General features: G+C 41.1%; 13 protein-coding genes. 2 read left to right on the top strand and 11 right to left on the bottom strand.

Features of this window, described 5'->3' with window-relative positions:
- Positions 1–130: 130 nt before the first annotated feature.
- The 3 genes from rplI to rpsF are packed head-to-tail and all read right to left on the bottom strand — an operon-like array spanning position 131 to position 1217.
- Positions 131–577 (bottom strand): 50S ribosomal protein L9, encoded by a 447-nt coding sequence (gene rplI, locus MR764_RS19450; protein WP_247981125.1) that lies wholly within the window; start codon positions 575–577, stop codon positions 131–133.
- Between the two features lie 16 nt (positions 578–593).
- Complete coding sequence (gene rpsR / locus MR764_RS19445; RefSeq protein WP_119436245.1) at positions 594–857, bottom strand: 30S ribosomal protein S18; 264 nt, start codon at positions 855–857, stop codon at positions 594–596.
- Between the two features lie 3 nt (positions 858–860).
- Complete coding sequence (rpsF, locus tag MR764_RS19440) at positions 861–1217, bottom strand: 30S ribosomal protein S6 (RefSeq protein ID WP_247981124.1); 357 nt, start codon at positions 1215–1217, stop codon at positions 861–863.
- A gap of 278 nt (positions 1218–1495) precedes the next feature.
- Between rpsF and MR764_RS19435 the strand changes: the two genes are divergently transcribed.
- Positions 1496–3970, top strand: coding sequence for a TonB-dependent receptor (locus MR764_RS19435; RefSeq protein ID WP_247981123.1), 2475 nt, complete (start codon positions 1496–1498; stop codon positions 3968–3970).
- 27 nt (positions 3971–3997) lie between these two features.
- On the opposite strand, the gene MR764_RS19430 is transcribed toward MR764_RS19435, so the two are convergent.
- The 5 genes from MR764_RS19430 to MR764_RS19410 all read right to left on the bottom strand — a co-directional run bounded on the left by MR764_RS19430 (position 3998) and on the right by MR764_RS19410 (position 8395).
- Complete coding sequence (locus MR764_RS19430) at positions 3998–5428, bottom strand: radical SAM protein (RefSeq protein ID WP_247981122.1); 1431 nt, start codon at positions 5426–5428, stop codon at positions 3998–4000.
- Positions 5429–5485: 57 nt separating this feature from the next.
- A complete protein-coding gene (locus tag MR764_RS19425; protein WP_247981121.1) occupies positions 5486–6034 on the bottom strand; it encodes a sugar transferase in 549 nt (182 codons plus the stop codon).
- A gap of 51 nt (positions 6035–6085) precedes the next feature.
- Positions 6086–7408 (bottom strand): cell envelope integrity protein CreD, encoded by a 1323-nt coding sequence (gene creD, locus MR764_RS19420; RefSeq protein WP_247981120.1) that lies wholly within the window; start codon positions 7406–7408, stop codon positions 6086–6088.
- A gap of 66 nt (positions 7409–7474) precedes the next feature.
- Positions 7475–7771, bottom strand: coding sequence for a transcriptional regulator (locus MR764_RS19415; RefSeq protein WP_247981119.1), 297 nt, complete (start codon positions 7769–7771; stop codon positions 7475–7477).
- Positions 7772–7774: 3 nt separating this feature from the next.
- The gene (locus MR764_RS19410) at positions 7775–8395 is read right to left on the bottom strand and encodes a hypothetical protein (RefSeq protein ID WP_247981118.1); all 621 of its coding nucleotides are present in this window, start codon (positions 8393–8395) and stop codon (positions 7775–7777) included.
- A 197-nt stretch (positions 8396–8592) separates the two neighbouring features.
- On the opposite strand from MR764_RS19410, the gene MR764_RS19405 reads away from it, so the two are divergent.
- Positions 8593–9861 (top strand): glycosyl hydrolase family 28 protein, encoded by a 1269-nt coding sequence (locus MR764_RS19405; RefSeq protein ID WP_247981117.1) that lies wholly within the window; start codon positions 8593–8595, stop codon positions 9859–9861.
- A 204-nt stretch (positions 9862–10065) separates the two neighbouring features.
- On the opposite strand, the gene MR764_RS19400 is transcribed toward MR764_RS19405, so the two are convergent.
- Genes MR764_RS19400 through MR764_RS19390 form a run of 3 tightly spaced genes read right to left on the bottom strand, consistent with a single transcriptional unit; the run spans position 10066 to position 13793 of the window.
- Complete coding sequence (locus MR764_RS19400) at positions 10066–10899, bottom strand: glycerophosphodiester phosphodiesterase family protein (RefSeq protein ID WP_247981116.1); 834 nt, start codon at positions 10897–10899, stop codon at positions 10066–10068.
- 12 nt (positions 10900–10911) lie between these two features.
- The gene (locus MR764_RS19395; RefSeq protein WP_247981115.1) at positions 10912–12435 is read right to left on the bottom strand and encodes an MFS transporter; all 1524 of its coding nucleotides are present in this window, start codon (positions 12433–12435) and stop codon (positions 10912–10914) included.
- A 2-nt stretch (positions 12436–12437) separates the two neighbouring features.
- Positions 12438–13793: a sn-glycerol-1-phosphate dehydrogenase gene (locus MR764_RS19390; RefSeq protein ID WP_247981114.1), complete on the bottom strand. Its 1356-nt coding sequence runs from the start codon at positions 13791–13793 to the stop codon at positions 12438–12440.
- Positions 13794–14436 lie beyond the last annotated feature (643 nt).

Below are 14436 nucleotides of genomic sequence, written 5' to 3'. Positions count from 1 at the left end.
CACAAACAAGATACCATTAAAATTAAAAGCTATAAAAGAACAGACCGTTTCAAAGCTAGCTTTGAAACGGTCTGTGAATCTATTAACTTAGTCCAATAATCTGTAACGCTTATTTAGGACTAGTCACTGCTTATTCAGCCACAACTTCAAATTCGATCTCAACTTTCACTTCTTTGTGCAATTTGATAACGGCTTTGTGGGTACCCACTTCTTTGATGCTGTCTTCAGGAATTGTGATTTGCTTGCGGTCGATCTCAAATCCTTTTTTGCTCAATGCTTCAGCTAACTGAATAGTGTTTACCGAACCAAAGATTTTTCCAGAGGTACTTGTTTTTGCACCAATAGTAATTTTCTTGGCAACGATTTGTTCAGCCAACTTGGTAGCTTCTTCTTTCAGTTTTGCTTCTTTGTGTGCACGTTGTCTGATGTTTTCAGCCAAAATTTTCTTTGCTGATTCGGTAGCAACTATTGCTTTTTTCTGTGGAATCAGGAAGTTACGACCGTAACCGTCTTTCACGCTTACTACGTCATCCTTGCTTCCTAAACGTTCCACGTCTTGTAACAAAATAATTTCCATTTCAAGTCCTCCTTTTTTATTTCAACATGTCGGTTACAAACGGCAGCAATGCGATCTGACGGGCACGTTTAACAGCCTGTCCAACTTTGCGCTGGTATTTCAATGAAGTTCCGGTGATACGACGTGGTAAAATTTTACCTTGTTCGTTCAGGAATTTTTTCAGGAATTCCGGGTCTTTGTAATCCACATATTTGATTCCGTTTTTCTTGAAACGGCAATATTTTTTCTTTTTGATTTCTACTGACGGTGGTGTCAGGTATCTGATTTCACTTTGTGCCATGGTTTAATCCTCCTTTTTTTCTGTTTTTGCTTTCTGAAGTTTTCTTCTTTTCTCGCTGTATGCTACTGCATATTTGTCGAGTTTAACGGTCATGAAACGAATAACGCGCTCATCACGACGGAAATCAGTTTCTAACTTCGTAATAAATACAGGATCAGCTTTAAACTCAAACATGTGATAAAAGCCAGTAGATTTCTTTTGGATCGGGTAAGCCAGTTTTTTCATTCCCCAATCTTCTTCGTGAAGCATCTCACCTCCGTGTTCAGTGATGATGTCCCTGAATTTTTTTACCGCTTCCTTTACCTGTGGCTCAGATAAAACGGGAGTACAAATGAAAACGGTTTCATACTGATTCAACATAATCATCTAATTTTTAAATGGTTAAAAATATTTATCCAAATTTTTGGACGTGCAAAAGTAGAAATAAATTGTTATTTATCAAATACTTTACGGTTTTTTCGATCGATAATCACCATTAAAAGAACAACCTATGATTTTTACCGCTCAATTTTATTTTCAGGAGGTGCATGAAAAAGGATAATTATGTCTGAAAATAATGGGTTTATAAACTTTTGAATTTGATGACTGTTTGGTAGAGCGATAAACGTTCTGCAAATTAAGTAACGCATTTAAGAGTGATGGAGCAGTTAAAAAGGACCATTTTAGGCATCTTTCTGGTTTTGTTTTCAGTATTAACTTTTGCCCAGAATGGAAGCTTTGTTGGGATAGTAAGAGACGAATCAAATAGTCAACCACTGGAATACGCCAATGTTGTCGTGTATTTTTCTTCCGATTCTTCCATTGTATCCGGAGGAGTGACCAGTGCCACAGGTAATTTTAAGATCGAAAAATTAAAGCAGGGGCAGTATTTTCTGCGTGCACAGTTTTTAGGTTACGAAACAAAGCAAACCGAAGTTTTTGAATTGAAAGATCATCTCAGATTAAATGTGGGAACCATCGCTTTAGATCCTGCAGGCGAACTGGTGGAAGAGGTGAATGTCACTGGAGCCAGGATCAACACCATCAGTAAAATTGACAAGCAAACATTTAGTGCCGAACAATTTGAATCGGCGCGAGGAGGAAATGCAGTAGATGTGCTAAAAAATATGCCTTCGGTAGCTGTTAATGCTGAAGGCGATATTACGGTGAGAGGATCGGGAGGATTTCTGCTTTTGCTAAACGGTAAGCCGGTTTTAAGCGATGCTCAGGCGGCGTTGAGCCAGATTCCAGCTAATGCCATAAAAAACATAGAGTTGATCACTTCTCCTTCAGCTAAATATGATCCTGATGGAAAAGCCGGGATTATTAATGTGACTACAAAAAATGCGCACAATAGTGGATCGGGTGTGATTGTGAATGCGAAATACGGTTTGCCCGGAACCACCGATTTTGGAAATGATCGGGAAGCCAAACGTTTTGGTGGCGACCTGACATACAGTTATCAAAAAGGGAAGTGGGATATTACGCTGGGCGGAAACTACAACCGGAACGACCTGCAAGGCTACCGTGTTGGGAATATGTGGATTAAGAATCCTGAAAACAATACGATCAATTACATGTCGTCGGAAGGGGAAAGAAGTTTTAATCGCTACGATTATGCGGCCCGGGCATCCATTCGGTTTCAGTTGAATGAATCCAATGTTTTGTCGGCCGGTATTTACACTGGAAAAAGGTATCAGGAGCGCGATGCCAACCTCAATTATTCGAATTGGCAGGAAACACTGGATACGCATGAAAAAATCTATGACGCACCTTATTATAATGCCAATAATCAGATCAAGCAGGGAACCTTTACCTTGGGCAACATTGATTTTACCCACACTTTTGAAGATCAGTCTTCGGTAACAGCTTCGGCACTTTACGAATACGATGATTTGTATGGAAATACACATAACCGTAACCTGACTGGACCCGGTGGAACCTTGCAACAATATGTGCAGAATCCTTATGAAAAGCCAATTGAAGGTTACCGGTTGAAACTGGATTACGCCCGCAAAGTGGGAGTGGGAAAACTGGAGGCCGGTTATCAGTTTAGAAACGATAAGCAGGATGGCGTATTTGATTACAGCGTTACTCCCGACGATCTAACTGCTTCCAACGAAATGTTTAGCGGGACGGCTTACTCAGAAAATACCATCAATTCGGTTTACAGCCAGTACTCTGCAAGTAATGAGAAGCTGGAATACATAGTTGGTTTGCGTTATGAATATTCACGCCGTTCTGTGAAGTTGTCGTTTGATTCTGATCCCCATGTACTGAAACTCTCGAATTTCTTTCCTACGCTCAATATCCAGTACAATATTTCTCCCGATTTGAAAGTAAAAACAGGAGTTAGCCGAAGGATTCAACGTTCTACTAATAACCAGTTGAATCCGATTCCTGAGCGCGAGCATTCGGAAACACTCGAGGTTGGTGACCCTGACTTAAAGCCTGAGTTTGTTACCCTTGCAGAACTGGGACTGGTAAAATCCTTTAAAGGTGGAAGTTCAGCCTATCTTACTGCCTATCTGCAATCAAGTAAAGATCCGGTTCAACGCGTAAACAGCGTTTTTAACGATTCTATTCTGAACCGGGTTTATACCAATGTGGATCGGGGTAGAGCATATGGTTTTGAACTGGGAACGGATTTGCATTTAACCCAATGGTGGTCTTTCTTTGCGGGTGGAAATCTTTTCAAACAGACTTATAAAGGCGGTCTGGAGATATTGGGAGAACCTGCGATTGACGTAAATAGTTCAAAATGGGGTTATTCTTTTAATGTAAACACCACTTTTAATTTAAGTTCAACGTGGAGTTTGAACGGCAATGTGAATTACCTTTCCAAGCGGCCAACAGCACAAGGGGAGGATTCGCGCTACCTGATTCCCAACCTCTCGGTAAAAAAGACATTCCTGGATAAACGACTAACGGCAACGGTTCAGTGGCAAAACATCGATTTAGGGATGCATGAATCGCACCGGCAGCGGATAACAACCTGGGGCGAACAGTTTTATACTACCACCAACTATATTTATCAAACCGATTTTGTGGTGTTGAACCTGAGCTACAATCTCAACTGGAAAAACGGAAAATCAAAACTTCCGTCCAGCGAATTTGGGGATAAAGAGTTTTAGTGAAAAATTGAGAATGTTTATCGGGCTTTAGGCTGTTAATTCGATGTCGGTTTCATTCAGATTATTAATAATCGCGTCTTTTGTCTGGTCGGTTTTATAATCAACTTTCGATAATAATAATTCAAGTAATGGAAGCATGGTTTTTAGTCCACCCGCATTTATTATGAAATTCCATAATCCCTCAAATTTTTTCCATCCACCGGTATAAACCAGGTGCTTCATTTGATGTTTTAACTGGTCGTGGCTGAATGATGCTTTAATTACATTGCTCCATTTGTAAAATTCTTTATATGCCCTCCAGTATCCATTTTCTAATTCAGAAGAGGTTAACGATCTGGTCTTATAAACAACATGCCGGGTGTCGTATAAATCCCAGTCATGAGTTACAATTCGACGTTCTTTCTCCATTTGCTCAAATAACCTGGTTCCCGGATATGGTGTTAAAATGTGGTAAGTAGCGGTAGTTATGGCATTTTCAATACCCCAATCGACTGTTCGTTTAAAAACATCTTTGTCGTCATCATCAAGTCCAAAAACAAAACTGCCATTAATCATTATGCCCAAATCATGTAATTTTCGTGTTGCTTTTTCATAATCGAGCTTTAGATTCTGACTTTTGTTGCTTTGTTGCAGGTTTTTAGGAGAAAAAGTTTCAAACCCGACAAAAAGGCTTCTTAATCCGGCTTCGGCAGCCTTCTCAATAAGGTTGCCTTCAAGTATCGATTTGACGGTAGCCGCGCCCTGAAAAACTTGGTTCATTCCGCGCATCCCATCAAATAGTTCTGCTGCCAGTTTAGGATTGCCTAGTAAATGGTCATCCAGAAAATACAGATGTCGTCCTTTCAGTCTTGATATTTCAAGCAAGATTTCATCTACTTTTTGTGTATAAAACGATTTACCGTTTTTGAAGAAAGCGTCTTTATAGCAAAAGTCGCAGTGGTGTGGACAACCTCTTGAAATTACAAGTGAATTTGGCACTAAATATTTATCCCGTTTTATCAGATCCCTTCTAATCGGAGGCTGGTTCTGAATTGTTCTTCCGGCTATTGATACATATCTTCGTTTTATCTTTTTTAATTTGAAATCGGATAGAAATTCCGGAAATGTTTGTTCTGCCGGCCCAAGAAATATTGTGTCAGCATATTTTTCTGCTTCTTCGGGCAGCGAGGTAACGTGCAATCCACCCAAGGCAACAAAAATGCCTCTGCTGCGATATTGTTCCGCAATTGAATAAGCTCTTTTGGCATTTGTAATATACACCTCTATCAGTACCAAATCTGGTGAATCAATCAGGTTCAGTTTTTCTACGTGTTGATCTTGTAAATCAATTTCGTCATTTTCATCGAGATATGCCGCGAGAGTTGCCAATCCCAGGGGAGGAAATAATGAATATTTTATAGGTCTCCAGTATGCTGTTTTTGCTTCGGTTAATGACGGTAAAATCAGTTTTACTTTCATTTATCTATCAATGTATTTTTATTGGGTTTCATTAAAAAAAATATTTGTCTGCTTGTTTCATCTCAGGCTTTTCTTAGTCCAGATAAGGTTTCGGCCCCTTTGTTTTCCGAGAATATTCATTAAAAATGAAATAAGGATTACAATAAGGTCGACGGGCAAACTTGCATTTTCCGAATACTTTTTGTCCCAGAACCACGATGTCTTTTTGTGTTGTCCTCCATAAATCTGAGCAAATCCGGATATTCCGGGTTTCACCTTCCATCTTTGCAAATAATATGTCGTATTCCAGCCAAGTCTTTCGATGTCGTAACGTGTTAATGCTCTCGGGCCTACAATGCTCATGTCGCCTTTGAGCACGTTGAAAAACTGGGGTAATTCATCAATCCCGGTTCGCCTGAGAATTTTGCCCGTTTGGGAGGGAATATCGTTTACCATCGTCTGGAATTTTAGTATCTCAAACTTCTTGCCGTTTATTCCGATGCGCTCCTGTCTGAAAATTATCGGATGTTTTTCTATGAGTTTGAGTATGATAGAAATAGCGAGCATTGGAATTAAAAATATGGTAAGAGCGATCAGTGAAAAAAGTATATCAAAAAGTCGTTTCATCAATCGAAATTGTTTTTCTGAAGTAAATGTTTGGGGGCTTATTTCGTTCACTTATTCATTGTACCAGTTAATCTTACGCGTAAAGAACATCGTAAGGGACAATACCACAAACAAACCAATGCTACCGACTAAAAGCGCGTAAGTTTCCAATTGCATTAAAACAAAAATAAATCCGAATGAGAAAGTAAGGATCAGGGTTTGGATAATCGCATTGCCCCAGCTTTTCAGGAAGGTTTTTGAATAAAACAGAACCATAGTAATCACCGCTATGGCCGAAATCAGGTAGGCGAGGTTAAATCCAAGTTGTTCGGATATGGAAAGCAGCAGTAAATAGAAGATTAGAACGGAAAAGCCAACAAGGATGTACTGAAATGGGTGCACTCTGTTTTTTGTGATAATTTCGTTTAAAAAGAAGGAGAGAAACACAAACAGAATAACCATAATCCCGTATTTGGCGGCTCGGGAACTTTTCTGGTAATGGTCGGCAATGGTAACGAGTTTCACTCCAAAATCGGCGTCGGTAACGCGGTATTCCTCGTTTTTCCACATTTGAGGGAAATTACGGTTAAAATTCAGAATCTTCCAGTCGGCGGTAAAACCATCCTTGCTGATGTTATGATCTGCCGGTAAAAAACTGCCCACAAATCCCGGATCATTCCACTTTGAAAGCATATTTACCTCGGTGGTTTCGCCCAGCGGCGCAAAATTCAGCGATTCAGAACCTTTTAAATGAAGCGTGAATTGAAAGTTGGCGGGGAAACTTTCGGGAGACAGAGACGTTAGCGGAAGTGATATTCCGTTATTTCCGAACAAGCGGTTATCCATTCCGGGAAGAAAAGACAAAACGGAATCGTTCCAGTTGAGTTCCACTTTATCGTTTATTCCACGTAAATCGCTGATGGAAACCAGGATTTTTGCTTTCTCCCATAATATATCTTTTTGAGAAATCTTAAGCGTATTAAAGTCGGGGAGTTCAAAATTACCCGCCACTTTAATTCCTGCCTCATACACCACTGCTTCGTAAATACTTATTTTTCGTTTTTCAGGATCAATTTCACTCCCTATTTTAAGCGTTTGTGGCAATGTATATGTTTGCCGGATGGTTTCGCTGATTTCCTTTCCATCCACATCAAAACTGCGTTCAATGTAGGGAATCATCAAAACCGGTCCGCGGACGGTTTGTGCCAGCGACCATTTTTGCATAACATCTTGTTTGGTGACTTCGGCTGTGCCTTGCCGCTCGTTAATCAGTCCAAGTATCATAAATTTGGGGACCAGCAATGCAAGGGTGATGGCACCAATGATGAACACTTTGAAGGTGATCTGCCAGTTGACAGACTTTTGTTTTTCCTGTAAAAAATCTTTTGTTTCCATTTGTTTATGTTTTTTTATTGAGTCATTCAAAGAACTTTGAAATTCAAAGTTTGTGGATAAAAAAAATTAGAGTTGTTTCAATATTTCTTCCAGTGCCTGTAAATGGCTTTCGAAGGCTGCTGCTCCCGAGGGTGTAATTTCATAGTTGGTGTTTGGTTTCCGGTTAATAAAGCTCTTGTTTACGGCAATGTAGCCTGCACTTTCCAATGCTTTCAGATGACTTGCCAGGTTGCCATCGGTTACCTCCAGTACTTCTTTCAACTGGTTGAAGGAAGACCGCGAATTAACTGACAGCACCGACATGATTCCCAGCCGGATTTTGTTGTCAAAAGCTTTGTTTAAATTCTGAAAACTACTTTTCACGGCTCAGTTTTTTGATGAATGTTCGTATCTGAAATACATCAGTGTTCCATAAATAATATGCATTACTCCAAATCCAAGCGCCCAGAAAAGTAATCCCCAGGCCGGGAGCAATGCAGCGAGTACCCCAAGCGAAACCTGGAAAATTCCAAGGTAAAAAATCTCCTGACGAGTGAACTTAGCCGCATTAACAAGTGCTAGTCCATAGAAAATCAAGCAGCCCGGAGCAACGATCTCGTACACACCGTTAAATATGAAAATGAGTATCAATAAACCGCCGCTTACCAGCGGAATGGCAAGGTTGATCAGCATTAAACGCGATCCGGGATTCCATATTTTCTTTCCGGCTTTACTGGCTCTTTTGTAGGTGAGTAAAACCACGGTAATAAGTGAAACTACCAGTACCGTCGCCGCAATAAAAACCATCAATGAAATAATTTCAATTGAATTGGTATACTCCACAGCCTGCTGAGTGTTCATCTTTAGGTAGAAAATGAATGCTCCGGCCAGTGCATAAATTCCGATTAATATTCCGGATAAACCGCTGAGTGATAAAAAGCGGCTGGAATCTTCCATCATTTTGCGGATTTCCTTAATCTCGGCGAGGTAATTTTCTGTGGTTTTCATATTAGTCTAAAAGTACTTTGAAAAACAAAGTAAAAGAATTAAATCCATTTTTCAAATAGGGGATTGGATTTTAGTTGTCATTTTTTGAATGAGCTCAATTCAGAGGAAATAATTGGTTCGTTTATCGGGAACATAATTAACTTGTTTTTTATGATTAGTTTTGGGATTGAGCAGTATAAACCATAAACCAATAAACTATGCCGAAATTATTTTTCTTCTCCTTTTTATTGTTGACAGCCTTATCGGGCTGTTGGGATCAAAATCAAAAAAGAAACAGTACGAAAGATATTACGCCTAACCAGTTCGAAGGGAGCGATATTGAGCGGATTCAGGCAGCCGTCGATTTGGCCGCAAAAACTACCGGGAAAGTTGTTATCCCGTATGAAAATTCGAACGGGTCGCAGGTTTGGTTGCTGGACAGTGCGATAGTTCTGCCGGGTAATATCACTGTTTTGTTGGAAAATTGTGTGCTTCAGTTATCAGATCAATGCAGGGATAACATGTTTCGGAGCAACAATGTGGGAATTGGAATTACAGATTCGGAGTGGGTTAGAAATATAAATATTATTGGAATTGGAGATGTGTATTTAAAAGGGGCCGCCCATCCGCGTTCAACGGGCGACTCAGGTCGCACGTTGACATTGGACCCAGAGGAAGAACGAAAATCGGGTAACTGGAGGGTTAGTTTTGGTACAGATGCCGGAAAGGAAGGGGTGAAACAAAAAGGCGATTGGCGAAATATCATGATTTTGATGGCTTATGTAGATGGATTCAAATTGAAAAATGTAACGATTGAAAATGCACAGGCCTGGGCAGTAAGTTTTGAGCGCACGCTGAACGCTGATATTTCTGATATCCGGTTTAATTGTCCGGAGTTCCAGAAAATAAACGGCAAAGACGTTTTCATCGCAAACAGGGATGGGATTGACCTGCGTCATGGGTGTAAAAATTTTCGTATTGATAATATTTCAGGGGTAACGGGTGACGATTTTATTGCCTTGTCAACCTTGGGGTTATATGCTGAACACCCGGAAGGAGGAACGGTTAATTCTACTATGGTGACCTCCAGGGCTTGGAGGGGGCCGGAAGATAACACCGAAAATATTTACATTACCAATATTGTTTGCAAAAGTTCAACGCGTGCCATTGCCATCCGGGCAAACGATGTGGCCAGTATCAATAATGTATATCTGAACGGAATAATATCAGAAGGAGGATTCAATGCAATGCTGGTTGGCGGAAGAGGGTATGGTAAAAATTCTCTGCCCGGAAATATTAATAATATCCATGCGATGAATATTATCGGAGAAGGGCAGTCGTTGATCCAAATTGAAGAAGCTATTGCAGACTGTAGCTTTAGCAACGGAATCTACAAGGGAAGCGGTGAGATAATCAGCTACAATAAAATTGATCCATCCGAAACATCGAATATTGTACTCAATAATGTGATGAAAATGAAGGAATAAGACAGCGAAAGAGGTATTTCGTCACGCACTGTACGTTGATTGGCTTTGTGATATAGTTAGAGGCATACAAAATGCCGCATGCTAATTTGCCGGGCTAAATTACAAGCAGCTTCGATTCTTGGCCTACAGCCGGTACGTTGCCCCTCGTGAATAAAACAAGCTTGTGTTTAACCAACACAAGGTTTGCCTTTAGTATTTCTCCCGTTAAAGATTCGAACCTGCTTGTTTATTATCTTTTAATGATTTCAGGTAGGCTTTGGCCTGATCCGGATGATCGGTTGAAATATAGGTAACATGGTGCTCGATTGCCCAATCGATCAGTTCATTGTCGTTCACCATCCATAAGGTGGATGCAAGGCCCAAATCGTTGGCTTCTTTAATCCACTCAGGTTTCTCCTGTAAAACATTTACCTTGTATGAAAGCCCTTTGTAGCCTTTGGTGTTAAGCTCGGCCGGCGAGAGGTCGACACGCGAGCTCACAAAAACAACGGTAGCGTCCGGCACCAGTCGGATACATTCTTCGCAGGCGTGTTTGCTGAATGAAATCAGTTCCATTTGATCCATCATATTAAACTCGTTGATGAGTTTTACAATGGCTTCCACAAGTTGTGTCTCCCGTTCAGGAGTATCGTGTTTTTTTATCTCCAGGATAAGTTTGGTATCCGGGTCTTTTTTTCCCTGGGTAAGCCATTCCCTGAAGGTTGGAATTTGGTGCCCGTTTTTTAACACGAGCTTGCGAATTTCTTCAAAATTACCCGATTGTATTTTGGTGCCCGTTTCTTTATCGGTATTATCGTGAAAGATAACCAGCGAATCTTCACTGGTCATCTGAACATCGAATTCAACCCCATAAACGCTCAGTTTTTGGGCGTTCGATAAGCTGGAGATGGTATTTTCCTCTGATCCTTCCGTTTTGTAGAAGCCGCGATGTGCAACGATTAAAGGATAATTATCATCCTTTGGTTGTTGTTTTTTGGCAGAATCACAGCCTGAAAAGATTGCCGGCAGGGTGAGGAGTAATATCAATAAATTTCTCATAATAGTTTATCCTTAGATTCTGCTTAAGGCGATTTTAGGTTGATTGGCTTGTTTTTCCTTTTCTTCCAGGGCTGCTTCGTAGGCGGCAACTTCTTCGTAGCTGTCGGCCTTGGCTTTCCAGATGAGCATTAATACACCCATACCGATAAGGGCCACAATGATAACTCCGATATATACTGCATTCCAGCCATAGTGGTCAGCAATAAAACCAAGCCCTACACCCGAAACTAGTGTACTGGCATAACCGAACAGGCCTTTAAAACCATTGGCTGTACCTGCCGCTTTTTTTGTTGCGTGTTGTGCCGCAGAAATTCCGATAAGCGCCTGTGGCCCGTAAATACAGAATCCGGCAGCGCCTAAAGTGAAGTAAAACATCCATATTGGTGCTCCTACGGGTAAAATCCAGAAGATGGCCATAAAACCGGCCGTCCCGAGCATACAAAACATGCTGGTGCGGTGGGCGCGTCCTTTTAGCCATTTGTCGGTAGCATAACCTGCGAACAACATCCCGATAATTCCAGCCACCTCAAACATGGCCACCAACCAACCGGCATGCGACAAGCTCACGTGTTTCGACTGGCTTAACAACATTGGGCCCCAGTCGAGAATAGCGAAACGGACGATGTATACAAAGAAATTGCCAAATCCGAGGATCCACATCAGCGGATTTCGAAAGACAAATTTGCTGATAAAGGCTCTGTATGCCGCAGATTTAGTATCTGTTTTGATTTTTGTTTCACCATTTTCGCTGCCGAGTTCTGGTAGGCCAACCGATTTTGGAGTATCTCTTAAAATCCAGATCAGAGCAAAAACTCCTAATAGCGAAATGGCTGCAGGAATAAAAAAGCAAAGTTTCCATGCTCCCGAGTGCTTGGCAAATCTCATCACGTGCTCAACTTCAGAAGCTTTGGCAGTCGCCATGTCGATGTTTAGGTTTGCTGCGATGTTGCTTACAGCCTCCGGATTAGCGCTAACATCCGTTCCGAAATGCGCCATAATGTAGCCCGAAAGAATAACGACCATTCCGGCCCCGATAGAGTGTGAAATGTTCCAGGTCGACATTTTGGTGGCCAAAATTTTTGGTTCGAACCAGTGTGTCAGCAAACGGGCACACGGAGGGAAACCGGCTCCCTGAAACATGCCGTTAAACAGCCATAAACAGCCCATTATTATGATGAGTGCATTTACATAAATTCCGGCGTCTGTTGACCCGGTAATCATCATGGCTATATCTTCGCCAAATCCAAATGCAACATTGGCACAAACTGCTAAAAATAAGGCGATGGACATGTACCATCGGGCATTTTTACGGTCGGCAAACATTCCGTTTATAAGTTGTGAACTTCCGTAAATTACGCCGTAAAGGGTTAAAAAAGTTCCCAGTTCGGTTTTTGAAATGCCCAGGTCGGCTTCCATTCCGGGCATGGCCAGCGAAAAATTCTTTCTTACAAAATAGAATAGGGCGTATCCCAGTATGGTGCCGAATAGTGTTCGGGTTTGCCACTTCTTAAATGCTTTTTTTTGTTCGGTATTCATCTTTAGTTTATGTTTTTCTTATTGATTTCCCATATGCCTCCCTGTCCAAAAAGTTTAGTCGCGTATTTTTCCATCAATCCACAACGGAAAACAATGTCTATGTTGGCAAAACGACTGCGCATGTACGGAATATAACCAAGTGTTTTGAGTAGACGTTCGCGGCTTATTCCAATCATTTCGGGCTCGTATGGAGCTCCTGCTTGCTTTAGGTTTTCGCGAACTTCGGAAAAGGGGATCAGTTGTGCCTGTAGCTTGTTTTTTAACTCAGGCCACGCCGCTTTTAATGCATTTAGTTGTTCGCGAAGTTCTGCTTTACTGACGTGTTTGTTTTTTGTTTCATACAATGCACGTGAAATATGTCCGGGTTTCCCTTCAAAAATCCGGTAAATGTCTTTCTCTGTTTCCTGCCAGTTTTTCCAGACATCAACACAGTTTTCGACATCCAAAACAGAAAAATCTTCTTCCAGTAAAAATTCAATTAAAGCGGTGGATACAAGCGTGCCAATTCCAACTTTAAAACCATGAGACACCAGTTGTCCTTCAAAACTAAGGTTTTCCATATCCCAGCAGTGCGAAAACTGATGTTCGGTTCCTGATGCCGGGCGACTTGACTGAAGCGCCTGCATGGCAAAACCCGACATAATCAGGCCTTCACCAAGAGCTTCTGTTGCCTTTATATCTCCTTCGAGTACTGCTCCGGGGGATGATAATGATTCCCGAAGGCCATTTTGCACTAAATTCCATGAAAACTCATCGAGTTTCTCGGCTCCCACAGCATCTGCCAACATCCAGTCTGCTCCTGCAGGTATTTTGGCAATCAGATCGGCATAGCCCGATGCTGCCAGTTCTTTGGGAGCAATTGCCGCAATTTCAGGATCGAATATACAGCCAACAGGAGCCGGACAGTCGTAGGCTTGTTTATTTCCCTGGTAAGTAATTGACGAGCCAAAAGCAGTGTATCCATCCATCGACGCAGCGGTTGCTACACAGATATATTGCTTGTTGCAATGGCGAGAAACCAGTTTGGTAAGGTCGTTAATTACTCCTGATCCAACGGCTATTGCTATGGCGTCTGTTTTTTTCAAGACCTCTTCCAGTTCTTCAACGTATTTCCATTCTGCATGAAAATGATCCCCGGTAAATATAAATGGTGAGTCTTGCTTAATCGCTTCAGAAACCAAAGAACTTTGTACTGTCTTCCCTGCAGCGATCCACGTATTGTTATCCGCAACAATAATTGCTTTTTTCCCCGGGAATAGCTTTTTAAACATCTTTCCGGTTTGGGCGGTAACTCCTTCTCCTATAATTAACTCCTTTGTATCGGTCGTGCACTGCAGTGCATTTGTAATCTTGTCCATTCTATTCTTGAAAAGTGCCTGTATCTTAGTTCGTTTAGAAATTCGATTCAGAAAAATGCTCTATTTTATACTTCTGGTTTTATTCAGTTAATCACATTTTTTTTCTTTGATCCTGTATTATCAGGTTGCTGTCAAAACCATGTCGGATACACAGGACCCGGTTAAATGTTGGTCTGAAATGGATGGTGCAGAGCTAAATATAGCAGTATAGTAAATTGTACCAGAAGCAGTAATGACTGGTGAATGAATAGTATTAAGTATAAGAAGTGTTAGTTGTCCTAGCTTAGGTTTCATAATGTCTTGTTTTGCATTGGCAACTGCAAGGAAGTATTAAACCTCGGTTTGCTGTTGTCGCGATCAATGAATCATCTTAAAAATCACACTTGCGCTAACAAACATATTAAAAAAAATAAACGAAACAATACAAAAAGAAAATAAACGATAAGATACGAAATGTGAACTCGGTTTAAGTGTTGCGAATAAATTGCTTTTAAGAGAAATAATATACGACACGAAAAACGGAACCCAAAACCAAAAGCGTTTTGGTTTTCCTGTTATCGCCAATGTGAAAAGTTAATGTTTGATGAGACATAGGTAATGCATCATGCTCGAAGCAAAGAACATATGTTCTTGAGCAGTAGTG

Origin of the sequence: Maribellus sp. YY47 (assembly GCF_023111095.1) — a bacterium.
In the GTDB taxonomy this organism is placed as follows: Bacteria; Bacteroidota; Bacteroidia; order Bacteroidales; family Prolixibacteraceae; genus Draconibacterium.
Note: the sequence above shows the minus strand (reverse complement) of the source record. Positions and strands in the feature narration are given on the sequence as shown.